At 67.8% G+C, this 26,721-nt stretch carries 27 protein-coding genes; 8 read left to right on the plus strand and 19 right to left on the minus strand.

Annotation, left to right across the window (positions count from 1 at the left end):
* Positions 1 to 25 precede the first annotated feature (25 nt).
* Together ACFVAV_RS24075 and ACFVAV_RS24080 are read left to right on the plus strand one after the other, a co-directional pair.
* The gene (locus tag ACFVAV_RS24075; RefSeq protein ID WP_379037419.1) at positions 26 to 742 is read left to right on the plus strand and encodes a response regulator transcription factor; all 717 of its coding nucleotides are present in this window, start codon (positions 26 to 28) and stop codon (positions 740 to 742) included.
* Positions 739 to 2,184 (plus strand): ATP-binding protein, encoded by a 1,446-nt coding sequence (locus ACFVAV_RS24080; protein WP_379037420.1) that lies wholly within the window; start codon positions 739 to 741, stop codon positions 2,182 to 2,184. Before ACFVAV_RS24075 ends, ACFVAV_RS24080 begins: the two co-directional genes overlap by 4 nt.
* 50 nt (positions 2,185 to 2,234) lie before the next feature.
* On the opposite strand, the gene ACFVAV_RS24085 is transcribed toward ACFVAV_RS24080, so the two are convergent.
* The 12 genes from ACFVAV_RS24085 to ACFVAV_RS24140 all read right to left on the minus strand — a co-directional run bounded on the left by ACFVAV_RS24085 (position 2,235) and on the right by ACFVAV_RS24140 (position 13,772).
* Entirely contained in the window at positions 2,235 to 2,723 is a 489-nt protein-coding gene (locus ACFVAV_RS24085; protein ID WP_379037421.1) for a h domain protein, read from the minus strand.
* The gene (locus tag ACFVAV_RS24090) at positions 2,720 to 3,523 is read right to left on the minus strand and encodes a hypothetical protein (RefSeq protein ID WP_379037423.1); all 804 of its coding nucleotides are present in this window, start codon (positions 3,521 to 3,523) and stop codon (positions 2,720 to 2,722) included. The genes ACFVAV_RS24085 and ACFVAV_RS24090 overlap by 4 nt, the downstream gene beginning before the upstream one ends.
* Positions 3,520 to 4,923: an MCE family protein gene (locus ACFVAV_RS24095; protein ID WP_379037424.1), complete on the minus strand. Its 1,404-nt coding sequence runs from the start codon at positions 4,921 to 4,923 to the stop codon at positions 3,520 to 3,522. Before ACFVAV_RS24095 ends, ACFVAV_RS24090 begins: the two co-directional genes overlap by 4 nt.
* Positions 4,920 to 6,146 (minus strand): MCE family protein, encoded by a 1,227-nt coding sequence (locus ACFVAV_RS24100; protein ID WP_379037426.1) that lies wholly within the window; start codon positions 6,144 to 6,146, stop codon positions 4,920 to 4,922. Before ACFVAV_RS24100 ends, ACFVAV_RS24095 begins: the two co-directional genes overlap by 4 nt.
* On the minus strand, positions 6,143 to 7,405 hold the full coding sequence (locus tag ACFVAV_RS24105; RefSeq protein ID WP_379037428.1) for an MCE family protein: 1,263 nt from the start codon (positions 7,403 to 7,405) through the stop codon (positions 6,143 to 6,145). The genes ACFVAV_RS24100 and ACFVAV_RS24105 overlap by 4 nt, the downstream gene beginning before the upstream one ends.
* On the minus strand, positions 7,402 to 8,469 hold the full coding sequence (locus ACFVAV_RS24110) for an MCE family protein (protein ID WP_379037431.1): 1,068 nt from the start codon (positions 8,467 to 8,469) through the stop codon (positions 7,402 to 7,404). Before ACFVAV_RS24110 ends, ACFVAV_RS24105 begins: the two co-directional genes overlap by 4 nt.
* A complete protein-coding gene (locus ACFVAV_RS24115) occupies positions 8,462 to 9,490 on the minus strand; it encodes an MCE family protein (RefSeq protein ID WP_379037432.1) in 1,029 nt (342 codons plus the stop codon). The genes ACFVAV_RS24110 and ACFVAV_RS24115 overlap by 8 nt, the downstream gene beginning before the upstream one ends.
* Entirely contained in the window at positions 9,487 to 10,686 is a 1,200-nt protein-coding gene (locus ACFVAV_RS24120; protein WP_379037433.1) for an MCE family protein, read from the minus strand. Before ACFVAV_RS24120 ends, ACFVAV_RS24115 begins: the two co-directional genes overlap by 4 nt.
* 4 nt (positions 10,687 to 10,690) lie before the next feature.
* Positions 10,691 to 11,542 (minus strand): MlaE family ABC transporter permease, encoded by an 852-nt coding sequence (locus ACFVAV_RS24125; protein WP_379037434.1) that lies wholly within the window; start codon positions 11,540 to 11,542, stop codon positions 10,691 to 10,693.
* Positions 11,543 to 11,547: 5 nt separating this feature from the next.
* Positions 11,548 to 12,312 carry an MlaE family ABC transporter permease gene (locus ACFVAV_RS24130; protein ID WP_379037435.1) on the minus strand — a complete coding sequence of 255 codons (765 nt, stop codon included), beginning with the start codon at positions 12,310 to 12,312 and terminating at the stop codon, positions 11,548 to 11,550.
* A gap of 325 nt (positions 12,313 to 12,637) precedes the next feature.
* On the minus strand, positions 12,638 to 13,540 hold the full coding sequence (locus ACFVAV_RS24135) for a 3-oxoacyl-ACP reductase (protein ID WP_379037436.1): 903 nt from the start codon (positions 13,538 to 13,540) through the stop codon (positions 12,638 to 12,640).
* A gap of 43 nt (positions 13,541 to 13,583) precedes the next feature.
* Positions 13,584 to 13,772 (minus strand): ferredoxin, encoded by a 189-nt coding sequence (locus tag ACFVAV_RS24140; RefSeq protein ID WP_379037437.1) that lies wholly within the window; start codon positions 13,770 to 13,772, stop codon positions 13,584 to 13,586.
* Positions 13,773 to 13,960: 188 nt separating this feature from the next.
* Here ACFVAV_RS24140 and ACFVAV_RS24145 point away from each other — a divergent pair, with 188 nt between their 5' ends.
* Both ACFVAV_RS24145 and ACFVAV_RS24150 read left to right on the plus strand, forming a co-directional pair.
* Positions 13,961 to 15,154: an acyl-CoA dehydrogenase family protein gene (locus tag ACFVAV_RS24145; RefSeq protein WP_379037438.1), complete on the plus strand. Its 1,194-nt coding sequence runs from the start codon at positions 13,961 to 13,963 to the stop codon at positions 15,152 to 15,154.
* A 22-nt stretch (positions 15,155 to 15,176) separates the two neighbouring features.
* A complete protein-coding gene (locus tag ACFVAV_RS24150) occupies positions 15,177 to 16,274 on the plus strand; it encodes an acyl-CoA dehydrogenase family protein (RefSeq protein WP_379037440.1) in 1,098 nt (365 codons plus the stop codon).
* A 98-nt stretch (positions 16,275 to 16,372) separates the two neighbouring features.
* Here the strand turns inward: ACFVAV_RS24150 and ACFVAV_RS24155 are convergent, their stop codons facing one another.
* From ACFVAV_RS24155 to ACFVAV_RS24165, 3 genes are all read right to left on the minus strand, one after another.
* Positions 16,373 to 16,744 carry a type II toxin-antitoxin system death-on-curing family toxin gene (locus tag ACFVAV_RS24155; protein WP_379037593.1) on the minus strand — a complete coding sequence of 124 codons (372 nt, stop codon included), beginning with the start codon at positions 16,742 to 16,744 and terminating at the stop codon, positions 16,373 to 16,375.
* The gene (locus ACFVAV_RS24160; RefSeq protein ID WP_358152882.1) at positions 16,741 to 16,938 is read right to left on the minus strand and encodes an antitoxin Phd; all 198 of its coding nucleotides are present in this window, start codon (positions 16,936 to 16,938) and stop codon (positions 16,741 to 16,743) included. The genes ACFVAV_RS24155 and ACFVAV_RS24160 overlap by 4 nt, the downstream gene beginning before the upstream one ends.
* A 61-nt stretch (positions 16,939 to 16,999) precedes the next feature.
* Positions 17,000 to 17,635: a TetR family transcriptional regulator gene (locus ACFVAV_RS24165; RefSeq protein ID WP_379037441.1), complete on the minus strand. Its 636-nt coding sequence runs from the start codon at positions 17,633 to 17,635 to the stop codon at positions 17,000 to 17,002.
* A gap of 99 nt (positions 17,636 to 17,734) precedes the next feature.
* On the opposite strand from ACFVAV_RS24165, the gene ACFVAV_RS24170 reads away from it, so the two are divergent.
* Entirely contained in the window at positions 17,735 to 18,913 is a 1,179-nt protein-coding gene (locus ACFVAV_RS24170; protein WP_379037442.1) for an FAD-dependent oxidoreductase, read from the plus strand.
* Between the two features lie 57 nt (positions 18,914 to 18,970).
* Here ACFVAV_RS24170 and ACFVAV_RS24175 read toward each other — a convergent pair whose 3' ends face one another.
* Positions 18,971 to 20,614 carry an acyl-CoA synthetase gene (locus tag ACFVAV_RS24175; RefSeq protein ID WP_379037443.1) on the minus strand — a complete coding sequence of 548 codons (1,644 nt, stop codon included), beginning with the start codon at positions 20,612 to 20,614 and terminating at the stop codon, positions 18,971 to 18,973.
* A 60-nt stretch (positions 20,615 to 20,674) separates the two neighbouring features.
* Between ACFVAV_RS24175 and ACFVAV_RS24180 the strand changes: the two genes are divergently transcribed.
* Complete coding sequence (locus ACFVAV_RS24180; RefSeq protein ID WP_379037444.1) at positions 20,675 to 21,457, plus strand: crotonase/enoyl-CoA hydratase family protein; 783 nt, start codon at positions 20,675 to 20,677, stop codon at positions 21,455 to 21,457.
* Positions 21,458 to 21,510: 53 nt separating this feature from the next.
* Here ACFVAV_RS24180 and ACFVAV_RS24185 read toward each other — a convergent pair whose 3' ends face one another.
* On the minus strand, positions 21,511 to 21,927 hold the full coding sequence (locus tag ACFVAV_RS24185; protein ID WP_189029928.1) for a VOC family protein: 417 nt from the start codon (positions 21,925 to 21,927) through the stop codon (positions 21,511 to 21,513).
* A gap of 153 nt (positions 21,928 to 22,080) precedes the next feature.
* Between ACFVAV_RS24185 and ACFVAV_RS24190 the strand changes: the two genes are divergently transcribed.
* Positions 22,081 to 23,079 (plus strand): sigma-70 family RNA polymerase sigma factor, encoded by a 999-nt coding sequence (locus ACFVAV_RS24190; RefSeq protein ID WP_379037445.1) that lies wholly within the window; start codon positions 22,081 to 22,083, stop codon positions 23,077 to 23,079.
* A 13-nt stretch (positions 23,080 to 23,092) separates the two neighbouring features.
* Here ACFVAV_RS24190 and ACFVAV_RS24195 read toward each other — a convergent pair whose 3' ends face one another.
* Positions 23,093 to 24,628 (minus strand): acyl-CoA synthetase, encoded by a 1,536-nt coding sequence (locus ACFVAV_RS24195; protein WP_379037446.1) that lies wholly within the window; start codon positions 24,626 to 24,628, stop codon positions 23,093 to 23,095.
* Between the two features lie 22 nt (positions 24,629 to 24,650).
* Positions 24,651 to 25,688 carry an LLM class F420-dependent oxidoreductase gene (locus ACFVAV_RS24200; protein ID WP_379037448.1) on the minus strand — a complete coding sequence of 346 codons (1,038 nt, stop codon included), beginning with the start codon at positions 25,686 to 25,688 and terminating at the stop codon, positions 24,651 to 24,653.
* A gap of 61 nt (positions 25,689 to 25,749) precedes the next feature.
* Here ACFVAV_RS24200 and ACFVAV_RS24205 point away from each other — a divergent pair, with 61 nt between their 5' ends.
* Positions 25,750 to 26,721, plus strand: coding sequence for a Zn-ribbon domain-containing OB-fold protein (locus ACFVAV_RS24205; RefSeq protein ID WP_379037449.1), 972 nt, complete (start codon positions 25,750 to 25,752; stop codon positions 26,719 to 26,721).

Consider the following 26,721-nt stretch of genomic DNA (forward strand, 5'->3'; position numbering starts at 1 on the left):
AGCCGGGTGCGCGACGATGAGACCCATGAGCGGTGTGCCTGATGCGCCCGAGGCAAGGGTGCTCGTCGTCGACGACGAACCGATGATCGTCGAACTGCTGGCGGTGAGCCTGCGCTACCAGGGTTTCGAGGTGGCGACGGCCGCCGACGGCGCCGAGGCCCTGGACAGGGCGCGCGTGTTCCGCCCGCAGGCGTTGATCGTCGACGTGATGATGCCCGGGATGGACGGCTTCGGCCTGCTGCGCAGGTTGCGCGCCGACGGCATCGACGCCCCGGTGCTGTTCCTCACCGCCCGCGACGAGGTCGAGGACAAGATCACCGGCCTCACTCTGGGCGCCGACGACTATGTCACCAAGCCGTTCAGCCTCGAGGAAGTGGTGGCCCGGCTGCGGGTGATCCTGCGCCGCGCGGGCCAGACCGCGCCGGAACGGGCGAGTACCCGGCTGCGGTTCGCCGACATCGAACTCGACGACGACACCCACGAGGTGTGGAAGGCGGGCGAGCCGGTTGCCCTGTCCCCCACCGAATTCACGCTGCTGCGCTATTTCATGGTGAACGCGGGCAGCGTGCTCAGCAAACCTCGCATCCTGGATCACGTGTGGCGCTACGACTTCGGCGGTGAGGTCGGGGTAGTGGAGACGTATGTGTCGTATCTGCGCAAGAAGGTCGACACCGGCGAGCAGCGGTTGATCCATACCCTGCGCGGCGTCGGATACGTGATGCGGGAGCCGGCCGCGCGATGAGGCTGCGCGTCCCCAGGTTCTCGGCGATCCCACTGCGCGTGACGCTGGTGCTGATCCTGGTGGCGATGGCCGGATTCGGCTTGGTCGCTTCGGGTTTCGTGGTGACCAAGGCGATGGAGAACTCGCTGCAGAACCGCACCGATCAGCAATTGACGGATGCGGCGATCGAATGGGAGCGCCGGGTCGGCCTCCCCGCCCCCGTGCTGCCCGCTCCGGCACCGGACCGCCAGCCGCCTGGCCGGTACTACTTGCACGCCGAGAGTTCCGACGGAACCCGGGACATCACCCTGGACAACGTCTTCGGCACCGATGCCACCCCGGCGCTGCCCGATCCACCTGCGCTGCAACCGGTCACGGTCGGCTCGGAAGGTGACGCGACCGATCAGTGGCGGGTGCTGACGGTGCACGGCAAGCACGCGTCGGCGACGGTCGCCTGGCCGCTCACCGAGAACATCGAGACCGTACGCAATCTCGTCGTGCTGGAACTGGTGGTCGGCGCGATCATCCTGACGGCATTGGCGATCGCCGCCTACTTCGTTGTCCGCGGCAGCCTGCGGCCGTTGGGCCGGGTCGAGGCGACCGCCGCGGCCATCGCGGAGGGCGAGCTACACCACCGAGTCCCGGTGCGCGGCACCGACACCGAGGTCGACCGGCTGTCCCGCTCGCTCAACAGCATGCTCACCCAGATCCAGCAGGCCTTCGCCGCCACCGAGGCCTCCGAGGCGGCCGCGCGCGAATCCGAGGCGCGGATGCGGCGTTTCGTCGCCGACGCCAGTCACGAACTGCGCACCCCGCTCACCACCATCCGCGGCTTCGCCGAGCTGTACCGGCAGGGCGCGACCGGCGATCCGGCGACGTTCATGAACCGCATCGAGCACGAGGCGCAGCGAATGGGCCTGCTCGTGGAGGACCTGCTGATGCTGGCCAGGCTCGACGCGCAACGACCCGTCGACCTGCGACCGGTCGACCTGCTCGCCATCGCGGGCGACGCCGTGCACAGCGCACGCGCGGTCGAGGAGGCGGCGGGCGAGCACCGGCCGATCACCCTCGAGATCGCCGAGGGCACCGGCACATTGGAGATCCTGGGCGACGATCACCGGCTGCGCCAGATCCTGGCCAACCTGCTCAACAACGCCCGGACGCACACACCGGACGGTACTTCGATCACGGTGCGGCTGACCCCGGCCGACGACGAGGTGCTGCTCGAGGTCGCCGATACCGGCCCCGGGTTGTCCACGGAGGAATCGGCGCGGATCTTCGAACGCTTCTACCGCGCCGACGCCTCACGTACCCGCAGCAGCGGCGGCACCGGGCTGGGGCTGTCCATCGTGGCCGCGCTGGTCGCCGCGCACGGCGGCACCGTCCGGGTGGAGCAGACGCCGGGCGGCGGCGCGACCTTCGTCGTACACCTACCGCGCGAGGTGCGGGCCGACCACGCGTGACGGCCGTCGGTTCAGTTGTCCCGACCCTGCAACCGCGCCGGGCCAGCTGATCAGACCGGCGTGACCTGGGAGACCAGCCAGCGGTTGTCGGCCTTGTCCAGCGACACCCGCACCCGGCTGCCCGAGGTGGTGCCCTGCGGCGAATCCTTGCTGGTGGTCAGCTGATTCAGGTACAGCAGCACCACGGCGTGCTCGGGATCGGCGGAGACGACACCCTCGGCCTGGGCGGTGGCCTTGACGGTGAGCTGCTTCTCCTTGGCACCCGGCGCGATGGCCTGCTCGATCAGCTTCAGGTAGTCGGCGCGGAAGTCCTCGGTGAGGTTGTCCGCGGCCTTGGGCAGTTCGGTGTCGACCGTGCCCGGCTCGTAGCTGAACATGGCGGTCACCGTGCGGCCGGCCGTGGTCAGCGCGTCGGTGCGGGCCTGCTCGGTGCGACTGTGCTCGTAGAGCTGGTAACCGCTCAGGCCGAGGATCACCGCGGCGATCAGGCCGAGGACACCGAGGCTGCCGAAAACGATCTTTGCGCGGTTCCCACTCATCCGACGAACTCCACCTTCGAGACGGTCATGCCGGTGTCGCCCTTGGTGACGGTCACCCGGAACCGGTACTGACGCTGCTGCGGCTCGGCCGCGCCGCTGTTGCTCACCGTCTGCTTCGCGGCGACGAGCACCGTGGCGGTCTTGTCGTCGGCGGAGACGATCCCCGACTCCACGACCTCGCCGTGGGAAACCACCTTGGCCTGCTTGACCACGTCCATGAACGGGTCGAGACGACCGTCGAACTCGGTCTTGAACTCGCCCGAGGCCACCGACAGGATGCGATCGATGTCCTCCTTGGCGGAGTCGGCGCGGATGGTGGTCAGGTTGACGATCGCCTGACGGGCGGTCTGGGTGTACTCCGCGCGCAGGTCCTCGTCGGCGTCGACCGAGCGGACCGCGAAGGCGGCGAAACCGGCGCCGACGACGAGCGCGAGCACCAGGACCACCGCGGCGGCGAGGGCGAAGATCCGGCCACGGCCGGTCGAGGTCACCGTGTCGGCGCTGTCGTCCTCGGGGTCGGCGTCGGGCTCCGCCGCGACGACGGACTTGTCCAGGACGACGGTCTCGTCGGCGACAGGCACGACCACGGTCTTCTCCGCGACCGCCGGAACGACAACCGCCGACGCGGCCTTGTCGGCGGCCGGCGCGGTCTCGGCCGGAGCCGCCGCGACGGACACGACCTCGGTGACCTCGGCGTCGGCTTTGCGGATGCGCACCGTGGCCTGCGTCGATTCGTCCACCGGCGGACCGGCCGACCGTGCGGCCCGCCTGCGCGGGCGGCGGTTGTCGTTGTCACTCATCGTTGCTGCTCCTCCAACATCGCCTGCCAGCTGGCCGGGACCGTGCCCGAGCCGTCGGCCGCGATGTCACCTTGCCGGTACGTTCGCCCGTCGGTGCCCAGATAGGTGCCTGTGGACGGATCATAGGGGCGCGCTGAGGCGGGGGTCACACCGCCCGTGGACGCGCCGGTCGGAGCCGAGGCCGGTGCGACCGGCTGCGGCGCGCCGAACGGCGGGTTGGTGCCCAGGGGCACGTACCCGGTCCGGCACAGTTCGGGAGTGGGCGCCCGAACGCCTGGATATTCCATACACGGGGTGTTGCGGATGCCGCGCACCTCGATCGGGGAATCCTGTGCCACCTTGCAGTACAGCCCGGGCGGGGTGTCGATCGGGCTGAAGTCGCTCGGGTCACGCCGCTCGTCGGGTGGCAAGAAGCCGGTGGTGCAGGCGGGCGGGTCGTTGAGCACGGTCATGAAGTTGACCATCGCGCCGTACTTGGTCGGTCCGCGCAAGATGGTCCGGAATGCCGCGATCAGCGGCGGGAAAACGACCAGGAGTTGTTCGACACCGGCGTGATACGTCACTCCGACCTGGCCGAGACTCACCAGATTGCTCGCCAGAATCGGCAGCGTCGGACGCAGATCCTGGAACTGCTCGTTCACCTTCTGCATCGCGGAAGGGCTGTCGTTCAACAGGTTTCGCAACGACGGATCGTGCTGGCGGAGCTGATCGGTGACGGTGGCGAGATCCGCTGTCCAGGAACGGATATTGGCGTCCGACTCGATCTGGGTGTCCAGCAGCGGGCCGATCTGATCGAGCAGCTTCTTGGTCGGTTCCACATCGGTCTCGGCCTGCTGCACCAGCAGCGACGCCGAGTCGATGAACCGCTGCAGGTCGGGGCCCGCACCGTTGAACGCCTTGAACGCCTCGTCGATCACCTGACGCAGCCGGGTATCGGCGACGGTCGAGAGCAGCCTGTCGGTCTGATCGAGCAGCGACCCGACATCCTGGGGCAGCCTGGTGCGCTCCACCGGGATCACCGAGCCGTCGTACAGGTCGCCGGGGCCCGCATCGGCCTCGGGCACCAGATCGACGTACTGCTCACCGATCGCCGACACACTGCGGATCCAGGCGATCGAGTCCGCGGGCACCTTGTAATCGCTGTCGATCGACAGATCGGCCTCTACCCCGGCCTGGGTGAGCCGGACCGCCTCCACCTTGCCGACATTGGTGCCGCGGTAGGAGACGTTCGCGGTCGGATACAGCCCGCCGGTGGCGGCGAGCTGAACGGTCACACCGTAGCGGCCGATGCCGAACATCGCGGGTATCTGGATGTACGTCCCGCCCATCACGACGAGACCGACCACGGTGAGGACCGAGAAGATCGCGAGCTGAATGCGGACGAACCTGGTGAGTTTCATCGACCCGCACCTTCCTGGCCGGGCAGCGGCACGGTGATTCCGGGAATGGAGGGCAGGCCGGGGATCGCCGGTAGTCCGGGCAGTGTCGGCGTCGGTGCCGCACTGGGTGCGGGCGTCGGCGGGAGCTGGGTCGGGTCGCCGGCGTCGGTCGCGGTAGTGGGCGCGAAAGAACCGAGCACGCCCTCGACACCGCCGAAGCGACCCCCGAGCGGAGTGCCGGTGAGCCAGTTGGTGTCCAGTCGCCTACCGGTCAGGTCGAAGGTGATGAAGAGGTTGAGGTAGTCACCCTTGATCGCGTTGCCGATATTCCGCATGGGGAAGGGGAAGGTCGGCAGAATGCGCATCGACGCGATGAGGTTGGTGCCGGTGTTCGCCAACGTTTCCAGCACCGGGCCGAGGCTGGCCAGGTTGGCCTTCAGGTCGTCGCCACTGGTCTGGATGATCCGCTCGGTGACATCGCCGAGTTCACCCAGCGCGGTGATCGCCCTGGTGATGTTGGCAGTGCGGTCGGCGAGCGCGGTCAGCGCGGGGTGGATCTCGTCGATCGCGCGGGCCAGCACGTCCTTCTGGTCGGCGAGGTTCCCCGCGAGCCGGTCCAGGCCTGCCATCGCGGCGATGATGTTGCCGGTCTGCTTCTCCAAGCCGGTGGTGAGCGTGTTGAGTTGCGGCAGCAGGTCCGCAATCTCGGTCTCGCGACCGTTGAGCGCCGCATTCAGCTCCTTGGTGATGGTCTCGAGCTGAGCGATGCCGCCGCCGTTGAGCACCACCGACAGCGAGGAGAGCACCTGCTCGGTGGTCGGGTACGCCCCGGCCCGCTCCAGCGGGATCACGTCGTTGTCACGCAGCTGACCTTCGGGGGGCGTAGTGGTAGGCGCGGACAGCTCGACGTGATTGCTGCCGAGGAGACTGGTCTGACCGATCTTGGCGATCGCGTTGGCGGGTAGTTTCACCTCGGGATTCAGCGATACCGTGACCAGCGCGTGCCAACCCTCGACCTCGATCCCGGTGACATTGCCGACCTCGACATCGTCTACCCGCACCGGCGAATTCCGGGTCAGCGTGGTGACATTGGGCATCTGGATCCGCACGGTGTACGAACCGGGGCCGGTGCCCTCCGAACCCGGCATGGGTAGCGAGTTCAGGCCGTCCCACTGACAGCCGGTCGCGCCGAGCGTCACGGCGACGCCCACCGCCAGCCCGGCGAGCATTCGTTGGGGCCTCATCGTTGTCCTCCTGGAACCGCGAGTCCGGCGAGACCGTTCGGCACGCCGACCGGTGCCGTCGGGGGCACGCGCGAGGGATCCACCTGCGCTTCCAGACTCGGCGGGCTGTACGTCAACTGGCCGGGCAGGGCTGTCGTGCCGCTGACCGGGTTGAGCATGATCGGCGCGTAGTTCATCGCCAGCGAGCTGATCACCGGGGCCAGGAATTCCGCGCACAGATCCGCCGACCGATTCGAGTCGTTCATCTCGAGCGCGCGGATGGAACCGCAGAGGAAACTCAACGGATCGGCCGTATTGTTCAGTGCCACAGAGCCGCTCAGCGCACCCTGGGCCGGCTGGTAGATCTGATAGAAGTTCACCAGCGCGGTCGGCGCGGAATGCAGCAGCCGTTCGATCTCCGGCCGCTTGTCGACCAGCGTCTGGGTGACATCGGCGAGTCGCGCGACACCCTCGGTGAGTTCGGCGCCGCTGCCGTCGAGGAAGCGCTTCACGTCCGCGAGCGCCACATCCAGACTGTCCAGGCCGGCACCGAGTTCCTCCGACGCACCGGCGAGCACCGAGGCCACCGAGGCCAGGCGGCCGCCGAACTGCACGATCTGCTCGTTGCTCGCCGAGAGCACCTCGACGAACTTCTGCAGGTTGCGGATGGTGCCGAAGAGGTCGGTGCGCCCGTCGGACAACGTCGTCAGCGTCGCCGACAGTTCACGCAGGGTGTCGCGGAACTTCTGGCCGTTGCCGTCGAGGTTGTTCGCGGCGGTGTCGACGAAGCGCCCGAAGGAACCCTGCTCGTCGTCCCCGACGGGTCCGAGCGCTGTCGCGAGATTGGACAGCTCGGCCTTGATGTCGTCCCACTCCACCGGAACCGCGGTGCGCTCGATCGGAATCTGCGCACCGTCGGCCAGCTTCGGGCCACCCTCGTAGGCGGGCGCCAACTGGATGAACCTGGCCGACACCAGCGAGGGCGCGATGAGCACGGCGCGCGCGTCGGCGGGCAGGTCGATGCCGCGGTCGACGGACATCCGCACCTGCACCCGGCCCTCACCGGGCTCGATCGCGTCGATCGAGCCGATCTTCACACCCAGCATCCGCACCTCGTCGCCCGCGTACAGGCCGGTGGTCGAGGTGAACGCGGCGGTGATCTTGGTCTTCCCGATGCCGAGGCTGAAGTAGACCCCGACCGCGACCAGTCCGACGATCACCACAACGGCGACCGCCAGCGTCCAACGTGGCACGCCACGAACTTTCGATGCGATGTTCATCGCGGCGGGTCCTCCTCGGAAGGCAAGATGCTCGGCGGCGCCGGATGGGTGAGGTAGTCGAGCAGGTCCTGCGGCACATGCTCAGGCCAGACGAGCGCGTCGACCAGCGGGCGCAGCGTGGTACTCGTCGCGTTCACCACGTAGGCGTTGAACCACGGGCCGCTGCCGACCTGCTCGCCCAGCGCCGAGGCGTAGGGGCCGATGTTCTCGAGCGCTTGGGTCAGGTTCTCCTTGTTGCGCTGCAACAGGCCGAGCACCGAATTGAGCCGGTCCAGTGTCGGTTTCATCTGCGCCTCGTTGTCGGCGACCAGCCCGGAGAGCTGCTTGGCGACCGAGTCGACGTAGACGATGAGCTGGTTGATGGCGGCGCGACGGTTGTCGAGTTCGCCGAGCAGGTTGTTGCCGTCGAGCAGCAGCGCGTTGAGCTGCGAACTACGGTCGGCCAGGATCCTGGTGACGTTCTGCGCCCTGCCGAGCAGATCGGTCAGCGCCTGGTCCCGCGTATTGATGCTGCGCGAGAGCGCGGTGACACCGTCGAGTGCGTTGCGCAGCGGGCCGGGGGTGTCGGCGAAGGCCGCCGAGAGGGCGTCCAGGGTCTGGTCGATCTGATCCATGTCGAGATCGCGGACGGTGCCGCCGAGATCGCTGAGCGCCTCGTTGAGCGAGTACGGCGAGGTGGTCCGCTCGAGCGGGATGGTGTCCGAGGTACCCAGCGCACCCGGTCCCGTCGGCACCACGTCCAGGGACTTGCGCCCGAGCACCGTGTTGGTCTTGATCGCGGCGGATGTCTTCTCGCCGAGCACGATCGACTCGTCGAGAGTGAACTTCACCAGCACCTTCGAACCATCGAGCGACACCTTGTCGACTTCGCCGGAACGCACGCCGGCCACATGCACCGGGTCGCCCGGTACCAGCCCGCCCGCATCGACGAAGAACGCGGTGAACGTCGCACCGGAACGGAGGAACGGCAACTTGGTGTATTGCAGGGTGGCGAGCGAGATCGTCACCGCCAGCACGATGCCGACGACGCCGATGGTGACGGCCGATGATTTCTTCTCACTCATTCGGCGTACACCTTCCGGTAGCCTGCGAACCCGGGATTCTCACTTCCATCGTCTGACCATTCGGGCCGTCGACCAGGAGAACGGTGCCGCAAATGTACAGCTGCAGGAACGCGCCGTAAGAGCCGATGCGAACCAGTTGCTTATAGGTCTCCGGCAGTCGCTCGAGCACCCATTGGAGATCGTCGGAGCCGTTGTCGAGGTTGGTGGCCAGCCTGCCGGTCTGCTCGATGGTGTTGCGCAGGTCGGGGCGGGCGGTGGTCAGCAGGTCGTTGAGTTCCTTCGTCGCACCGGCGATACGAGGCAGGGCGGCGCCGATCGGATCGCGTTCGGCGGCCAATCCGCTGACCAGACGCTGCAATTCGTCGATCGTGGTGGTGAACTGTTCGTCGCGATCGTCGATGGTGGCCAGCACCGTGTTCAGATTGTCGATCACGCTGCCGATCAGGGCATCGCGGTCGGCGAGGGTCTTGGAGAAGTTGCCACCGCTGTTGAGCAGCGAGACCAGCGTGCCGCCCTGGCCCTGGAAGATCTGCAGCAGCGCCGAGGTCAGGTCGTTGACCTGGCCCGGATCCAGACCACGGAGCAGCGGCTTGAACGCACCGAGCAGCAGGTCCAGGTCCAGCGCGGGCGTGGTCTGCTCCTTGCCGATGGTGGCGCCGTCGGGCAGCCGACGGGGCGAGCCGGGGCCTTCCAGCAGCTCCACGTACCGGTCACCGACCAGGTTCTCGTACTTGATCGCCAGCCGAGTGCTGGCGAGCAGCGCGTACTTGGTGTCCACGTCGAACTCGACATGGGCGAGATCGTCGTCGCCGACCTTCACCGAGGTCACCGAGCCGACCGGCACACCCGCGATCCGCACCTTCGCCCCCGGCAGCATGCCGGAGGAACTGGTGAACACCGCCTTGTAGCTGTTCTCGCTGGAGAATCGCGCCTGACTCAGCACGATCGCCAGGCCGGCGAATACCAGGGTCATCACCACGGTGAAGATCGCGAGCTTGACCGTCGTCGCCGTGTTTCTCACCGTGTCACTCCCGGCAGTCCTTCCAGCAAGAGCTGGATAACCTTTGGTGCGTTCAATTCGGGCCCCGCGGTACGCGGTGTGTACGGCGCGCCCTGGCTGGTGTCGGTCACCACGAAGTTCGAGTGGCTCTCCGGCACCCGGTCCACCACGCCCTCGCAGTGCGGTCCACCGGTGGCGTTCACCTTGGGCAGATCCTGGGGGTAGGTGTAGGGCTTCTGGCCGGGCATGAACGAGGCGTGCATGCCGACACCGGGCACCACGCCGCCGAATACCTCGTCGGCCAGCGGCATGAGCGGGCCGAGTCCATCGATGATGCAGCGCAGCGCGGGCGCGTAGTCGAACAGCAGACTGGTCGTCGGCCGCAGCAGGTCGAGCGCGGTGACGAGGTTGGATTCGTTCTCCCGCAACACCGCACCGGTGGTGTCCGACAGTCCGATCACGTTCACCAGCACATCGTCGAGCTGACCTTGCAACTCCGACAACGTGTTCGAGGTGACCGTGGCATTGTCCACGGTGCGCAGCAGCGCGCCGGAGGCATCGGCGTAGATATCGGACACCTGGGCCGTCTTGTCCAGATCCTGCTGCAGGGTGGGCAGATACGGGTTGAGCTCGCGCAGGTAGCGGTCCGAGCTCACCAGCAGTTCACCCAGCTTGTCGCCGCGGCCCTGCAGTGCGGTGCCGAGCGCGGTGAGCGTGGCGTTCAGCTTCTCCGGCTCCACCTGGGCCAGCACATCGGACAGGTGCTGGAACAGCGTGTTGAATTCGACGGTCACCGAGCTCACCGCCACCGTGCTACCCGGCGCCAGCGCCGTGGCGGACGGCTGCTCGGGGATGACGAAATTCACGTACTTGGCGCCGAACACCGTGGTCGAGCGGATGTCGACGCCGGAGTTGGCGGGCACCAGCTTCAGCTGGTCGGGGTCTACTTCCAGCCGCAGCTGAGCACCGTCGTCGTGCAAGTCGATCTCGGTGACCCGGCCGATCTCGACACCGCGCACCTTCACCTTGGCATCGGCGTCGAGCACCAGACCCGTACGTGGCGCGTCGACCAGCACCACAGCGGTATTGGTGAACGCGCCCTGGAACAGTGCGAACGCGAGCGAGGCGCCCGCGACGAGCAAGCCGACCAGTGCGAGCGCGGCGAGCTTGCGCCCGAGCCCGCCCTGCAGTGCGGCAACGAACCGATTGGTATCCATCGCGCTATCCCGAGAGGTGGAAGTTGCCGGAGGTGCCGTAGATGGCCAGCGAGAGCAGCAGCGTCACTGTGACGACCGCGACCAGCGAGGCCCGCACCGCGTTACCGACCGCGACACCGACGCCCACCGGACCACCGGCGGCGGTGAAGCCGAAGTAGGTGTGGATCAGCATGATGGCCAGCGCCATGACGATCGCCTGCGCGAACGACCACAGGATGTCGCTCGGGATCAGGAAGGTCGAGAAGTAGTGGTCGTAGACACCGGCGGACTGACCGTAGATCACCACCGTCGCGAAACGGCTGGCGAGGAACGAGGCGACCACCGCGAGCGCGTAGAGCGGGATGATCGCGATCAAGCCCGCCAGCACCCTGGTGCCGACGAGGAACGGGATCGGCCGGATCGCCATCGATTCCAGCGCGTCGATCTCCTCGGCCACCCGCATCGCGCCCAGCTGGGCGGTCGCGCCTGCGCCGATGGTGGCGGCCAGGCCGATGCCGGAGATCACCGGCGCGGCGATGCGCACATTGATGAAGGCCGCGAAGAAGCCGGTGAGCGCCTCGACACCGATATTGCCGAGCGAGCTGTAGCCCTGCACCGCGATGGTGCCACCCGCCATCAGCGTCAGGAAGCCGACGATCACCACGGTGCCGCCGATCACCGCCAGTGCGCCACTGCCCATGCTGATCTCGGCGATGAGCCGAATGGTCTCGGTGCGGTAGTGCATCAGCGCGCGGGGCACCGAGCCGAGCGCCTTGACGAAGAAGATCGCCTTCTCACCGAGAGAATCCACGGATTTCGACGCGCGCTCGAAACGGCGGACCGTACGCGGGAACTTACTGCGAACAATAAATGCCATTTCGGTCACCGCACCGTGAGGTTCAGGCCGATCGCGGTGGCGACGACATTCACCACGAACAGTGCCATGAAGGCGAATACGACCGTTTGGTTCACCGCGTCACCGACACTCTTCGGTCCGCCTTTCACCTGCAGCCCGAGATAGCAGGCGACCATTCCGGCGATCAAACCGAACAGGCCTGCCTTGACCTCGGAGAGGATCAACTCGGGCAGACTCGTCAGCAGCGGAATGCCGTTGACGAACGCGCCCGGGTTCACGCCCTGCAGGAATACCGAGAAAGCGAAGCCGCCGACGATGCCGACCGTGCACACGAGGCTGTTGAGCATCAGGGCGACGAACATCGAGGCGAAAACGCGTGGCACGACCAGCCGGCTGATCGGGTCGATGCCGAGCACCTTCATCGCGTCGATCTCTTCGCGGATGGTGCGGGCGCCGAGGTCGGCGCAGATCGCGGTGGCGCCGGCGCCGGCCACGATCAGCACCGTGACGATGGGTCCGACCTGCGTGACGGCGCCGAACGCGGCGGCCGCCCCGCTCAGATCGGCGGCACCGATCTCGCGCAACAGGATGTTGAGGGTGAAGACCACCAGCACCGTGAACGGAATCGCCACCAACAGCGTCGGCACGATCGAGACACGAGCGACGAACCACGACTGGTCGACGAACTCACGCCACTGGAACCGCCGAGTGACGGTGGCCTTGGCCACGTCCGCGCCGAGTTCGAAGAATCCGCCGACCGCCCGCAACGGGACAGCAAGGAGGTCGTTCACGCGACCACCTCCTTCTCAGACGGGCGGACCATTCGATCCGCGTACCCGTACTTCACCGCCACCCCGTTCTGAAGACTGCCCAAAGACTAGAACATGTTCCTGTTGACGTCTGGCGTTTGGCGAGACTTTTACCAGTGCATTTTCGAGAAATATGCCGTCAAAACTGAAACGAAACCTTACCGAACATCCGCTACCTCCTGTGAGGCGTCACACACCTCGACGCTCATGTCTACCAATAGCTGGACCGACGTTCAACACAACACGGCAGACATGAACGCCCCGGCTCACGGCGGGCCAACATCCGGCAAACCGCGCTGCCGGAAAATCAGCCGAGATCGCGGAGCGCGCGGGCCGAGAACGTGTGGTCGGCGGGCCGCTCGGCAAAGTAGCCGTGCAGCGTCGAGGCGAGGTCTTCCTCGGACCATTCGGCGCCGGCGGCGTCGAAGCGGGCCTCCACCTCGGGAGCCGCCATCAGGGCGACCATCGGGCCGTAGACGACGAAGACCTGACCGTTCACCGCGTCGGCGGCGGGCGAGGCGAGGTAGGCGACGAGCTTGGCCACGTGCTCGGGTGCGAGCGGGTCGACCGAACCCTCGGGCGCCTCGGAGAACACGGCCTCGGTCATCGCGGTCCTGGCCCGGGGGCAGATCGCGTTGGACCGCACGCCGAAGCGGGACAGGCCACGCGCGGCCGACAGCGTCAGCGCGGTGATACCCGCCTTCGCGGCGCCGTAGTTGGCCTGGCCTTCCGGCCCGAGCAGCCCGGCCTCCGAGGAGGTGTTGACCAGCCGGCCGTAGACCGGCGCACCCGCGGCCTTGGACGCCGCGCGCCAGTAGGCGCCGGCATTGCGCGAGAGCAGGAAGTGACCGCGCAGGTGCACGGCGATCACCGCGTCGAAGTCCTCGTCGGACATGTTGAACAGCATGCGGTCGCGGGTGATGCCCGCGTTGTTGACGACGATGTCGAGGCCGCCGAGGGATTCCTGCGCGGTCGCGATGAGCGCGTCGGCCGTCGAGCGCTCGGCGATACTGCCGCCGACGAACTCCGCCTTGCCGCCGAGCTCGCGAATCGCGGAGATGGTCTCGGCCGCGGCATCCTCGGTGAGGTCGTTGACGACGACCGCCGCGCCCGCGGCCGCCAGCGCGAGGGCTTCGGCCCGGCCGAGCCCGGCGCCGGCACCGGTGACGATCGCGACCCGGCCGTCCAGTGAAGTCTGCATCACACTCATCGGGCCGACTTTAGAACGTGTTTCACTATCCGACAAGAGCCGATCACGCCAACCTCAGCGCGGCCTTGGGACACTGCGCCACCGCTTCCTCGGCGTCGGCGACGCGATCGGCGGCCACATCACCCTCGAGCACGTGCAGCTGATCGTCGTCATCGAGTTCAAACATGTCAGGGGCGATTCCTACACACACGCCGTTCGCTTCACACCGGTCGAAATCGACGATGATCTTCATGAGAACTTCCTTCCAAGCGGTCTCCGCGACACTAACCCAGACAGCACGGCCCGCGCGGCGGAACAGCTGTCCATTCACTGTCAATACTGGAACATGTTCCAGTCGGTATGCAATGATCGGTTTCGGCGGGGCCCATCCCCTGCGCCCCGCCGCGTCCGTTTTCGCAGCAGAGACCGAGGTAGGGACCCATGCGCGTCGCGTATACGCCGCAGCAGGAAGAATTGCGCGCCGAGCTGCGCGAATATTTCGCCCGGCTGATGACCCCGGAACGACGCGCCGCGCTGAGCCTGCAGACCGGCGAGTACGGCGAGGGCAATGTCTACCGCGAGGTCGTGCGCCAGATGGGCCGCGACGGCTGGCTGACGCTGAGCTGGCCGAAGGAGTACGGCGGCCAGGACCGCACGACGATGGATCAGCTGATCTTCGTCGAGGAAGCCGCCATCGCCGGCGCGCCCGTCCCGTTCCTCACCCTGAACTCGGTCGCGCCGACGATCATGCAGTACGGCACCGAGGAGCAGAAGAAGTTCTTCCTGCCCAAGATCGCCTCCGGCGAGCTGCACTTCGCCATCGGCTACTCCGAGCCGGGCGCGGGCACCGACCTGGCCTCGCTGCGCACCGCCGCGGTCCGCGACGGCGACGACTTCGTCATCAACGGCCAGAAGATGTGGACCAGCCTCATCGCCTACGCCGACTACATCTGGCTGGCGGTGCGCACCGATCCGACGGCCAAGAAGCACAAGGGCATCACGATGTTCATCGTGCCGACCGATGTCGAAGGGTTCTCCTGGACGCCGGTGCACACGATGGCCGGACCCGACACCAGCGCCACCTACTACCAGGACGTGCGGGTCCCCGCCTCGTCGATGGTCGGGCCGGAGAACGGCGGCTGGTCGCTGATCACCAACCAGCTCAACCACGAGCGCGTCGCGCTGACCTCGGCCGGGCCACTCTCGCTCGCGGTCAACCAGACGGTGCAGTGGGCGCGCGAGACCACCGGTTCCGACGGCAAGCGGGTGATCGACCAGGAGTGGGTGCGCCTCAACCTGGCTCGCGTCTACGCCAAGGTCGAATACCTCAAGCTGCTGAACTGGGAGATCGCCAGCCGCGCCGACCAGGGCGGCGAGGCCGCGCCGAAGCCGTGGGACGCCTCCGCGTGCAAGGTCTACGGCACCGAGCTGGCCACCGAGGCCTACCGCCTGCTGATGGAAGTCGTCGGGTCGCACGGTTACCTGCGCCAGGACTCCCCCGGCGCGGTGATGCTCAGCAGGCTCGAGCGGATGCACCGGGCCGCGCTGATCCTCACCTTCGGCGGCGGCACCAACGAGGTGCAGCGCGACATCATCGCCATGACCGCCCTGCGCCAGCCCGCGTCCGCCCGCTGATCCCGAAAGCCGGTATCCCCTCATGGATTTCACCCCCACCGAAGCCCAGACCGATCTCGCCCGGCTGACCGGCGAGATCTGCGCCAAGCTCGTCACCGCCGACCGCCTGCGTGAACTCGACACCGCGGGCCGCTACGACGAACAGCTCTGGAAGTCGCTCGCCGAGACCGGCGTGCTGGCCGCTGCCCTGCCGGAAGACTTGGGCGGCAGCGATTTCGGCATGCTCGAACAGACCGCGATCCTGCGTGAACTCGGCCGCGTCGTCGCCGCGGTGCCCTACCTGTGGTCGATCGTCGTCGGCGCGGGCGCGCTGGCGAAGTTCGGCGATGCAGAGCAGCGGCAGCTGGCCGCGCGGGCGGGCGCGGGCGAGGTCGTGCTGACCGCAGCGCTCGCCGAGGAACTGCGCGCGACCACCGCCGCGCCGGGCATCGTCGCCGAGTCCGCGGGTGCGGGCTGGACGCTGACCGGTACCGCGACCACCGTCGCGTACGCCGACCGCGCCGAGCGAATCCTGGTGCCCGCCATCACGTCCAATGGTGTCGGCGTCTTCGTGGTCGACCCGGACCACGCGTCGGTCACCCGCACCGCCCAGCAGGTCGTCGACCTGAGCCCGGAGTTCGTCGTCGAGCTCGCCGCGACCCCGGCCGCGCTGCTCGGCACCGTCGAGTCCGGCGCCGACATCCTCACCTGGCTGCGCGAACACGCCTGGCTCGGCCTCTCGGCCCTGCAGCTCGGCACCCTGGAGCGCGCGCTCGAGCTGACCGCCGAGCACACCCGCACCCGCGAGCAGTTCGGCAAGCCGATCGGCTCGTTCCAGTCCGTCGCCCAGCGTCTCGCCGACGCCTACATCGACATCGGCGGCCTGCGCCTGACAGTCACCCAGGCCGCCTGGCGCCTGTCCGAGGACCTCCCCGCCGCCGAGTCCATCCACATCGCCAAGTTCTGGGCAGCCGACGCGGGCCACAAGGTCGCCCACACCGTCGTCCACGTCCACGGCGGCCTCGGCATCGACCGCGACCACATCGTCCACAACTACTTCACCGCCGCCAAACACCACGAATTCGCCCTCGGCGGCGCCACTCCCCACCTCCTCGCCCTGGGCGCGGAACTGGCGAGCTGACCGCACACACAACGAAGTCGGGGCCCGTGCAGATCGACTCGCGATCCGCACGGGCCCCGACCTCGTTGTGCTGCTTCAAGTGCGAGTGCCGTGGGGCGTTATCGCGCGAAGCGGACGAGTTCCTTCGCGGTGGCCGGCACGTCGAGGTGCCCCTGACACACAGCGAGCACGAACTCCTCAGCGCGATCCACGTCGAATGTCTCGTCGAGCGGGGCTCCGTTGAGGTGCAAGAACACCCAGGTCGCGTACCAAGCGAGCCGCTTGTTCCCGTCGACCAGGCCATGATTGCGGGCGAGTGATTCCATCAGCGCGGCGGCCTTCTGCCACACGTCGGGATACGCGTCCTGCCCGAAAACGCTCGACTGGGGCCGCGCCAATGCGGAATCGAGCAGCCCGTAGTCACGGACGTCCGGAGTACCGAGCCGCTGTGCCAAGCTCAGCAGCTCCGACAACGTCAGATACTGCATCAGGCAAGCCGCCGGTTCAGCTCTTCACTGACCCGGAGCACATGATCTGCCGCCTCGTTGAACAGTCGCGCCCGCTCGTTGATCGCCGCGACAACCGCATCGTGCGCAAACTGCTGCATACTCCGCCCTTCAGCTTCGGCGCGCTGCCTGAGCGCATCCAGTTCCTCATCGGTGAATCGCACGTTGAGACCAGCCATGGCCCGATGGTACCGCGTGGTACCAGCCGGTTCTACAGGTTTACGCTTGCGCCATCGTTCGTCAGGCCGAACTTGAATCGACAAGGTCGCCAGATTCCCCGACATTGCCGATAGCACCCGAAGGCCCGGAGGTCAGGTAGCGCTGGAGGGTCGGCGCGATGTCGGTGACTATTTGCGACGGTGTCAGCTCGACCACCGGGGGGATGCGCAGGACGTAGCGGCACAGGGCCAGGCCGAGGAGTTGGGTGACGATGAGGGCGGCGCGGCGGGGGGCGTCGGCGGGGGTGCCGAAGCGGAGGACGGCGGGGAGGACCTGGTCGGCGAAGATCTCGCGGAAGCGGGCGGCCACCGCGTCGTCGGTGATCGAGGAGCGGAGCAGGATCAGCAGGACGGTGTTGTCGTTCTCCTCCCAGATGGTGAGGAATCGGCGGATCAGCAACTCCCCCATGGTGTCCGGGTCCGCGGCGCCGAGGTCGGGGAGGTCGAGGTCGATCTGGGCCGCGGCGGCGAAGAGGCCGTCCTTGGAGCCGAAGTAGCGCATGACCATCGACGGGTCGATCGCGGCGTCGGCGGCGATGGCGCGGATGGTCGCCTTCGCGTAGCCGTCGGCGGCGAAGCGGGCGCGCGCGGCGGCGAGGATGGCGGCGCGGGTGGCGTCCGAGCGGCGGGCCGGGGTCTCCTGGTCGGCGGAAGTCATGCCAACGAGTGTAGGCCAACAACTGTTGACTTTCCGCGACGGGCAGGTCTACCGTTATGCCTACAAGCGTTGGCAAACAAGCGTTGACCAGGAGTCGCAATGTCCGCCACCCCACTGCCCGAAGCCACCTCCGTCGTCATCGTCGGCGCGGGCCCCGCCGGTCTCACCGCCGCGATCGTGCTCGCCGAAGCGGGCGTCGACCACATCCTCATCGATCGACTGAGCGAGGGCGCCAACACTTCCCGCGCCGCGGTCGTGCACGCCAGGACGCTGGAGGTCCTCGACGAACTCGGCATCGCGAAGGAACTCCTCGCGCGCGGTATCCAGGTTCCCACCTTCAAGGTGCACGACGGCCCGAAAACGTTGGCCACCGTCGAATTCGGTGACCTGCCGACCGCCCACCCCTACACGCTGATGATCCCCCAGGACGTCACCGAGCAGGTCCTGCTCGACCGGCTGCACGAGCTGGGCGGCACTGTCCACCGGCCGCTCACCGTCGAGCGGGTCAGCGACGAGAACGGCCGTGTCACCGTCGAATACACCACCGCCGACAACACGGCGGGCACCATCACCGCCGACTACGTGATCGGCGCCGACGGCATGCACAGCGTGGTGCGCGAACAGGCGGGCATCGGCTTCACCGGCGACACCTACCCCGCGTCGTTCATCCTGGCCGATGTGCGGATGAGCTGGCCGACGCCGCGAACCGAAGTCTCGCTGCATCTTTCACCGGAGGGCGTCACCGTCGTCGCGCCGCTGCCCGATCCGGAGCAGGAGCGGTACCGCGTCGTTGCCACCGTGGACGAGGCACCGGAGCACCCCACCCGTGACGACATCCAGACCCTCCTCGACGCCCGCGGGCCGGCGGGCGAGGTCCACGTCGACGAGGTGCTGTGGAGCTCACGCTTCCGCGTACACCACCGCGTCGCCGACCACTACCGCGCGGGCCGCATCCTGCTCGCGGGCGACGCCGCGCACGTCCACAGCCCGGCGGGTGGGCAGGGCATGAACACCGGCATCCAGGACGCCGCGATGCTCGCCGGGCTGCTGGCGAAAGTGGCTGCCGGCGCGCCGGATTCGCTGTTGGACGAGTACGAGACCGTACGCAGGCCGGTCGCTCTCGACGTCGTCGCCTTCACCGACCGGATGACCCGCATGGCCACCCTCCAGTCGGCCCCGGCCCGCACCCTGCGCAATACCGCGATGCGCCTGCTCACCGGCATCCCCGCGGTCCGCGGCAAACTGGCCTACCAGCTCGCCGAACTCGGCAACCGCTGAAAAGCTATGGGCCCTTCCGGCGACATTGCCGGAAGGGCCCATTGCTGTACGAACCCGCTACGCGGAGCCCGCGTCGGCGTGCTCGTCGGCAGGCCGCTCGTCGGTCTGCGACTTGGCCCACCGGTAGTCCGGCTTGCCCGCGGGCGAGCGCTTGATCTCGTCGACGAACCACAGGCTGCGCGGCTGCTTGTACGACGCGATCTCCTGGGTGAGCACCGGCTTCAGATCGGCCAGGGTCGGGCGCTTACCGCCGCGACACTGCACCACCGCGACCACCCGCTGACCCCAGCGCGCGTCCTCGACGCCGACGACCAGCGCGTCGAAGATGTCCGGATGCGCCTTGAGCGCGCCTTCGACCTCTTCGGGGTAGATCTTCTCGCCACCACTGTTGATGCTCACCGAACCACGGCCGAGCATGGTGACGGTGCCGTCCTCCTCGACGCGCGCGTAGTCGCCGGGGATCGCGTAGCGAATCCCGTTGAACTCCTTGAACGTCGCGGCCGACTTGACCTCGTCCTTGTAGTACCCGAGCGGGATGTGGCCGCTGCGCGCCAGCAGACCGACGACGCCGGAACCCGGCTCGACCGGATTGCCTTCCTCGTCGAGCACCTGGGTGGCCGCGTCGATCTTCACCCGCGGGCCGCCGGTGTGGGTCTGGCCCTTGGCGATCGTCGCCAGGCCACCGAAGCCGGTTTCCGAGGAACCGATGGAGTCGGTGAGCAGGCGGTTGGGCAGCAGCTCGAGGAACTTGTCCTTGAGCGGCGGCGAGAACAGCGCCGCGCTGCTGGCGAGCACGTACAGCGACGAGAGGTCGTAGGGCTCACCGGTTTCCGGGTTCCCCTCCTCCAGCGCGTCGAGCATCGGGCGCGCCATCGCGTCGCCGGTGATGAAGATCAGGTTGATCTTGTGCTTGTCGACGGCCTGCCAGACGCCGTGGCCGCTGAACTCGGGGATCATCACGGCCTTGCCGCCGCCGAACAGGCTGTGGAACGTCGCCCACTGCGCGCCGCCGTGGATCATCGGCGGAATCGGGAAGCGCACCATCTGCGGGTTGGCCGCGCCGATCTTGGCCAGCTCCCACTCGTCCTTGGTGTACTCGCCGGTGATGAAGTTGATGCCGGCGCCGAGCACCCGCCAGACGTCCTCGTGCCGCCACATCACGCCCTTGGGCAGGCCGGTGGTGCCGCCGGTGTACAGCATGTAGATGTCGTCGGGCGAGCGCTCGCCGAAGTCGCGCTCACCGGAGGAGGCGGCCAGCGCCGCCTCGTACTCCACCGTGCCGGGCGCGGTCGGCCCCTCGGTGCCGTCCTCGACGACGAGCACGGTCTTCAGGCCGGGCACCTTCGCGCGGACCGCTTCGACCTTGTCGGTGTAGCGGCGCTCGTGGATCAGCGCGACCATGTCGGAGTTGTCGAAGATGTGCAGTAACTCGTTCTCGACGTAGCGGTAGTTGACGTTGATCATCACCGCCCGCGCCTTGAAGATCGCCACCATCGCTTCGACGGCTTCGACGGTGTTGCGGGAGTAGATTCCGACTTTGTCGCCGGGCTGCACACCCTGTTCCAGCAGGTAGTGGGCCAGCTTGTTGGCCCGCTCCTCCAGTTCGGCGTAGGTCGACTCGCGATGTTCGCCGACCAGCACGATCCGGTCGGGCATCAGGTCGACGGCGTGTTCGACGAGATCGGCTATGTTGTAGCTCACAGGAACAAAAATAGAACGTGTTACTGTTTCTGACAAGGCTCGAACGTCAGGAGATATCGAATGGCCCACTGTCTGGTCGAGAAGCGAGACCACGTCCTCATCGTCACCATGAACCGGCCGGAGGCGCGCAACGCTCTCTCGGGCGAGATGATGGCGATCATGCGCGACGCCTGGGACCAGGTGGACAGCGATCCCGATATCCGCGTCGCGATCCTCACCGGCGCGGGCGGCGCGTTCTGCGCGGGGATGGACCTGAAGGCGATGAGCTCGCAGCATCCGGGGGACACCGCCTCCGCAGGCAGCTGGGACCCGGCCTACCTCCCCGCGCTGCTGAAGGGGCGGCGACTGGCCAAGCCGCTGATCGCGGCAGTCGAGGGCCCGGCCATCGCCGGTGGCACCGAGATCCTGCAGGGCACCGACCTGCGCGTGGCCGGGGAAAGCGCCAAGTTCGGCGTCTCCGAGGCCCGCTGGGGCCTGTTCCCGCTCGGCGGTTCCGCGGTGCGGCTGGCCCGGCAGATCCCGTACACGGTGGCCGCTGACCTGCTGCTGACCGGTCGGCACATCACTGCCGCCGAGGCCAAGGAGATCGGCCTGATCGGCCACGTGGTCCCCGACGGAACCGCCCTCGACAAGGCCATGGCGCTGGCCGGCCAGATCGCCGACAACGGCCCTCTCGCCGTCCAGGCGATGCTGCGCACGCTGCGCGAAACCGAGGCGATGCCGGAGAACGAGGCGTTCCCTATCGAGGCGAAGATCGGCATGGAGGTGTTCAGGTCAGCCGATGCCAAGGAAGGGCCGCGCGCCTTCGCGGAGAAGCGCAAGCCGAACTTCACCGGGCAGTAGTCACCGCGGACAGGGCGCGAGCCATCCGCCTCGCGCCCTGTTCGGCCGGGTGCCTACGCGCCCGGGTAGTTCATGTAGAACGGCTCCCACTGGTGACCGTCGGGGTCGAGGAACGTGCGGCCGTGCATGCCCACCTGGGCCTCCTGGGCGCGCTTGTCCTCGTTGGTCTGCTCGGTCGCGCCCGCGGCGACGGCCGCGTCGGTCAGCGCGTCGACCTCCTCGGCGCTGGCCAGCGAGAGCGCGTAGCCCGCGGCGGCGGTGTTGATCGTGTCGGCGATCGGGCGCGTGCTGAAGGTCGAGAAGAAGGGCTTGGTCAGCAGCATCAGGCAGATGTTGTCGTCGATGACGATGCACGACGCGTTCTGATCGGTGAAATCCTCGTTGACCTTCCAGCCGAGCGCCTCGTAGAAGCTCTTCGAGCGGTCGAGGTCGGCGACGGGGAGGTTGATGAAGATCATCTTGCTGCTCATGGGTGTCAGCCTTTCGGGAACGTCGTTGCGGTCTCGTTCATGTAGACGCCGCGCGGCCCGCCGATTCATCGACGGACGGTGAAGTTCGCGAAATTTCGATGGTCCGTTTTCTCCTCTGTCGAGTGTCGGACCCCTGTGGCATCGTGGGAAACTATGAGCGACGCCACAACCGCGACCACCGGCCCGGACCCCGCTGTACTGGCCGAATTCGAAACCCACCGGCGCGAATTGTGCGCGTACGCCTATCGCATGCTCGGCTCCTCGTTCGAGGCCGAAGACGCGGTGCAGGAGACCTTCACCCGCGCCTGGCGCTCCTACGATTCGTTCGAGGGCCGCGCGAGCCTGCGCTCGTGGCTGTACAAGATCGCCACCAATATCTGTCTGGACATGCTCGACCGGCCGCAGAGCCGGGCCAGGCCGATGGACCTCAACGGCCCCGGCCGCCCGGATTCGCCGTTGCCGGCGCCGCAGCCTGATTACGTGTGGATCGAGCCGATCCCGAACGCGCTCGCCTTCGGCGCCGACCCGGCCGAGCACGCCTCGGCCAAAGACACGCTGCGCCTTGCCTTCGTCGCCGCCTGCCAGCATCTGCCCGCCACCCAGCGCGCGATCCTGATCATGCGCGAGGTGCTGCGATTCTCCGCAGGCGAGACCGCCGAGGCGCTGATGATGTCGCCGGCGTCGGTGAACAGCGCGCTGCAACGCGCCAGGGCCACCATGTCCAAGGTGCAGCCGACCGTCACCGACGGTTTCGACGAGGGCGATCCCGAGCAGCGCAAGCTGGTCGACGATTTCGTGAAGGCCTTCGAGGCCTACGACATGGACGCGCTCACCACGCTGCTGAAAGCCGATGTGGCGCTGTCGATGCCGCCCTTCGATCTCTGGATCTCCGGGCCGGAGAATGTGGCCGCGTTCATGCTCAGCACCGGCAGTGCGTGCCGCAATTCGCGCATGGTGCCGCTGGAAGGCGCCAACGGGCTGCCCGCCTTCGGTCACTACAAGCCGAGCGCGGAGCCCGACGTCTGGGTGCCGTGGTCGATCACCGTGCTCGAACTCGAGGGCGACACCATCTCGGGCTTGAACTTCTTCCTCGACACCGAGAAGTTGTTCCCGCTCTTCGGGCTCGCGCCGGAGTGGCGCGAAGCCGTCTGAGCGGGAACATCTTTCAGAGCAGGCGGCGCTTGTACAGCTTGCCGTTGGGGTCACGGGGCAGCTCCGCACGGTATTCCACCGTGCGGGGCAGCTTGTACTTGGCGAGCTGACCGGCCGCGAACTCGAGGATCTCGGCGGTGAGCGCGTCGTCGCCCGCGGCGCCGTCGACCGGCTGCACGAACGCCTTGACCTGCTGGCCCCAATCCGGGTCGGGCACACCGAGAACCGCCACGTCGGCCACCTTCGGGTGGCTCATCAGCACGCCCTCGATCTCGGCCGGATAGATGTTCACGCCACCGGACAGGATCAGGTCGGAGCGGCGGTCGCAGAGGAACAGATAGCCGTCCTCGTCGAGGTAGCCGATGTCGCCGACGGTGAACAGGTCACCGACGCGCGACTCCTCGGTCTTCTCCTTGGCGTGGTGGTACTCGAAGCTGGAGGCGCCCATCTTCATGTAGACCATGCCCTCTTTGCCCGCGGGCAGTTCGGAGCCGTCGGCCTCGTCGAGGATCTTGATGACCGACCACGGCCACGCCTTGCCGACCGAACCGGGCTTGGCCAGCCACTCGGTCCCGTTGATCACCGTGCCGCCGCCCTCGGTGGCGGCGTAGTACTCGGTGACGACCGGACCCCACCACTCGAGCATCTGCCGCTTGGTCGCCTGCGGGCACGGCGCGGCGCCGTGCACCATGCTGCGCAGCGAGGACACGTCGTAGCGGGCGCGCACGTCCTCGGGCAGGGCGAGCAGGCGGTGGAACTGGGTGGGCACCATGTGGCTGTGCGTCACCTTGTGGCGCTCGATCAGCGCGAGCATGTCCTCGGCGTCCCACCGATCCATCAGGACCAGCTTGTGGCCCATCTGGATCGAGATGGTGGAGAAGTTCAGCACGGCCGTGTGATAGAGCGGCGAGCCGCAGATATGCACGTGGTCGTCGTAGGGCGCGAGCTCGAACAGGGCGAAGAAGGCCTTGTTCGGCGCCGGAACCTGATCGGGATCGGCGCCGGTCAGCGGACGGCGAACGCCCTTGGGGCGCCCCGTGGTTCCCGAGGTGTAGAGCATCGGCGCGCCGACCGAACGCTCGTCCGGGCGGCCGGTGTCGGCGGCGCCGAGCCAGGAGACCGGCCGGAAGCCGTCGATGTTGCCCGCCGAGAAGCGGGCGGCGGCGGGCAGTTCGGCGAGATCGGCGGCCTCGGCGGCGGTGGCGGCGAACCGCTCACTGGCCAGGAAGGCCGAGGCCTCGCTGTCGCCGAGGATGTAGGCGATCTCGGGCGCGGTGAGGTGCCAGTTCACCGCGACGATGTACAGGCCCGCCTGATAGGCGGCGAAGTACGCGGCGATCGCCTCCACACCGTTGTGCAGCATGCTGACGACCACGTCGCCGGTGCGCAATCCGATGCCGCGTAGTCCGTTGGCGTAGCGGTTGGCGAGGGTGGCCAATTCTCGATAGGTGATCTCCCTGCCGTCCGGGTCGACGACGGCGATCCGCTCGGGATCGGCCGCGGCGATATTCCACAGTCCGAGGACTTCCGTTGTCTGCTGGCTGCTCACCCCATCGAATTTAGAACGTGTTCTAGGTGGAAACAAGGGTTTGGAGCCGACGCATCTGATCCGCGTCCGAAACCGAGATCAGCATCATCGTCACCCCCGCGTCCTCCCATTCCTTCAGCCGCGAGCGCACGTGGGCCTCGTCGCCGAAGATCGCCGTGTCGGTGATCAGCTCGTCCGGCACCGCCGCGGCGGCCTCGGCCTTGCGGCCCGCCTGGAACAGCGCGGAGATCTCGTCGACCTCGGCGCTGTAGCCCATCCGCTTGTACACCTGGGCGTGGAAGTTCAGTTCGGGCGCGCCCATGCCGCCGATGTAGAGCGAGGTCACCCAGCGCATCCGCTCGATCTCGCCCGCCGGATCGTCGGTGACGACCACCTGGGCGCTCGCGGCGATCTCGAAATCGGCCCTGCTGCGCCGGGCGCCCGGCCGCGCGAAGCCCTCGTCGAGCCACTCGTTGTACATGCCGGCCAGGCGCGGCGCGTAGTAGATCGCCAGCCAGCCGTCGGCGATCTCGGCGGTCTGGGCGACGTTCTTCGGACCCTCCGCACCCAGCCAGATCGGCAGCTCAGCGCGCAGCGGATGCACGATCGGCTTGAGCGGCTTGCCCAAGCCGGTCGCGCCGGGACCGGTGTAGGGCAGGCCGTAGTGCTTGCCGTCGGAGGTCACCGGGGCCTCGCGGGCCAGCACCTTCCGCACGATGTCGACGTACTCGCGGGTGCGGCGCAGCGGCTGGGCGAACGGCTGCCCGTACCAGCCCTCCACCACCTGCGGACCGGAGACGCCGAGGCCGAGGATGGCCCGGCCGCCGCTGAGGTGATCGAGGGTGAGCGCGTGCATCGCGGCCGCCGCGGGCGTGCGGGCCGACATCTGCGCGACCGAGGTGCCCAGGCGCACCCGCTCGGTCGACGACCCCCACCAGGCCAGCGGAGTGAACGCGTCCGAGCCCCACGATTCGGCCGCGAACACCGCGTCGAACCCCGTTTCCTCGGCCGCGACGACCAGCGCGCCGGCGTTGGCGGGCGGCTGCGCACCCCAGTAACCGAGTTGCAGTCCGAATTTCATGACCGACGCCCTTTCCGGCGAATCCTTGCAAGCAGAATAAGAACCTGTTCTACTCGATATCGTGACCCAGGGGAATACCGCAGTGGAAGTATTGAGTGCACCCCTACGGGTGCAGTTCGACTACACCAGGTCCGTCGGACCTATCATCGGCGCCTTTCTGACCGGACTGCGCGACCGCCGGATACTCGGCGTGCGCGGCAGTGACGGCCGGGTATTGGTGCCCGCGCAGGAATACGACCCGATCACCTCGGCCCCACTGGCCGAGCTGGTCCAGGTCGAACCGACCGGCACGGTGCAGTCGTGGACGTGGGTAGCCGAGCCGCTGCCCGGGCAGCCGTTCGACCGGCCGTTCGCGTGGGCCCTCGTCCAGCTGGACGGAGCCGACACGGCGATGTTGCACGCGCTGGATGTGACCGACCCGAGCCAGGTGAGCACGGGTCTGCGCGTGCGCGTGCGCTGGGCCGAGGAACGGACCGGCACGATTCACGACATCGCCTGCTTCGAGCCGGGCGAACAGGCCGCGGCCGTGACACCGTCCGAGGACACCGCCGAGCCGGTGACCATGCTGACCACACCGGTCGACATGAACTACAAGCACACAGCGTCGCCGCAGGAGAGCGTCTACCTGCGCGGCCTCGCCGAGGGCAAGCTGATCGGCGGCCGCTCCGAGGCGGGCGGGCGGGTCTACTTCCCGCCGCGCGGCGCGAACCCGACCGACGGCACCCCGACCGACGACCTGGTCGAGCTGCCGGACAAGGGCACGGTGACCACCTTCTGCATCGTCAACGTGCCGTTCCTCGGCCAGCGGATCAAGCCGCCGTACGTGGCCGCCTACGTGCTCCTCGACGGCGCCGACATCCCGTTCCTGCACCTGGTTCTCGGCTGCGAGGCGTCCGAGGTGCGGATGGGCATGCGGGTCGAAGCCGTGTGGAAACCGCGCGAGGAATGGGGCCACGCGCTGGCCAATATCGACCACTTCCGGCCGAGCGGTGAGCCCGATGCCCCGTACGAGTCCTACCAGCACCACCTCTGA

The sequence above is a fragment of the Nocardia sp. NPDC057663 genome (genome assembly GCF_042799895.1).
Classification (GTDB): Bacteria; Actinomycetota; Actinomycetes; order Mycobacteriales; family Mycobacteriaceae; genus Nocardia.

What these genes read in the sequence shown, in the direction of transcription:
- ACFVAV_RS24090 (WP_379037423.1), bottom strand. Translation starts at nt 3,523, where the DNA reads ATGAGTGACAACGACAACCGCCGCCCGCGCAGGCGGGCCGCACGGTCG.
- ACFVAV_RS24110 (WP_379037431.1), bottom strand. Translation starts at nt 8,469, where the DNA reads ATGAGTGAGAAGAAATCATCGGCCGTCACCATCGGCGTCGTCGGCATC.
- ACFVAV_RS24085 (WP_379037421.1), bottom strand. Translation starts at nt 2,723, where the DNA reads ATGAGTGGGAACCGCGCAAAGATCGTTTTCGGCAGCCTCGGTGTCCTC.
- ACFVAV_RS24165 (WP_379037441.1), bottom strand. Translation starts at nt 17,635, where the DNA reads ATGACTTCCGCCGACCAGGAGACCCCGGCCCGCCGCTCGGACGCCACC.
- ACFVAV_RS24190 (WP_379037445.1), top strand. Translation starts at nt 22,081, where the DNA reads ATGAGCGACGCCACAACCGCGACCACCGGCCCGGACCCCGCTGTACTG.
- ACFVAV_RS24100 (WP_379037426.1), bottom strand. Translation starts at nt 6,146, where the DNA reads ATGAGGCCCCAACGAATGCTCGCCGGGCTGGCGGTGGGCGTCGCCGTG.
- ACFVAV_RS24170 (WP_379037442.1), top strand. Translation starts at nt 17,735, where the DNA reads ATGTCCGCCACCCCACTGCCCGAAGCCACCTCCGTCGTCATCGTCGGC.
- ACFVAV_RS24135 (WP_379037436.1), bottom strand. Translation starts at nt 13,540, where the DNA reads ATGAGTGTGATGCAGACTTCACTGGACGGCCGGGTCGCGATCGTCACC.
- ACFVAV_RS24105 (WP_379037428.1), bottom strand. Translation starts at nt 7,405, where the DNA reads ATGAACATCGCATCGAAAGTTCGTGGCGTGCCACGTTGGACGCTGGCG.
- ACFVAV_RS24125 (WP_379037434.1), bottom strand. Translation starts at nt 11,542, where the DNA reads ATGGCATTTATTGTTCGCAGTAAGTTCCCGCGTACGGTCCGCCGTTTC.
- ACFVAV_RS24180 (WP_379037444.1), top strand. Translation starts at nt 20,675, where the DNA reads ATGGCCCACTGTCTGGTCGAGAAGCGAGACCACGTCCTCATCGTCACC.
- ACFVAV_RS24185 (WP_189029928.1), bottom strand. Translation starts at nt 21,927, where the DNA reads ATGAGCAGCAAGATGATCTTCATCAACCTCCCCGTCGCCGACCTCGAC.
- ACFVAV_RS24095 (WP_379037424.1), bottom strand. Translation starts at nt 4,923, where the DNA reads ATGAAACTCACCAGGTTCGTCCGCATTCAGCTCGCGATCTTCTCGGTC.
- ACFVAV_RS24140 (WP_379037437.1), bottom strand. Translation starts at nt 13,772, where the DNA reads ATGAAGATCATCGTCGATTTCGACCGGTGTGAAGCGAACGGCGTGTGT.
- ACFVAV_RS24075 (WP_379037419.1), top strand. Translation starts at nt 26, where the DNA reads ATGAGCGGTGTGCCTGATGCGCCCGAGGCAAGGGTGCTCGTCGTCGAC.
- ACFVAV_RS24080 (WP_379037420.1), top strand. Translation starts at nt 739, where the DNA reads ATGAGGCTGCGCGTCCCCAGGTTCTCGGCGATCCCACTGCGCGTGACG.
- ACFVAV_RS24145 (WP_379037438.1), top strand. Translation starts at nt 13,961, where the DNA reads ATGCGCGTCGCGTATACGCCGCAGCAGGAAGAATTGCGCGCCGAGCTG.
- ACFVAV_RS24160 (WP_358152882.1), bottom strand. Translation starts at nt 16,938, where the DNA reads ATGGCTGGTCTCAACGTGCGATTCACCGATGAGGAACTGGATGCGCTC.
- ACFVAV_RS24120 (WP_379037433.1), bottom strand. Translation starts at nt 10,686, where the DNA reads ATGGATACCAATCGGTTCGTTGCCGCACTGCAGGGCGGGCTCGGGCGC.
- ACFVAV_RS24150 (WP_379037440.1), top strand. Translation starts at nt 15,177, where the DNA reads ATGGATTTCACCCCCACCGAAGCCCAGACCGATCTCGCCCGGCTGACC.
- ACFVAV_RS24200 (WP_379037448.1), bottom strand. Translation starts at nt 25,688, where the DNA reads ATGAAATTCGGACTGCAACTCGGTTACTGGGGTGCGCAGCCGCCCGCC.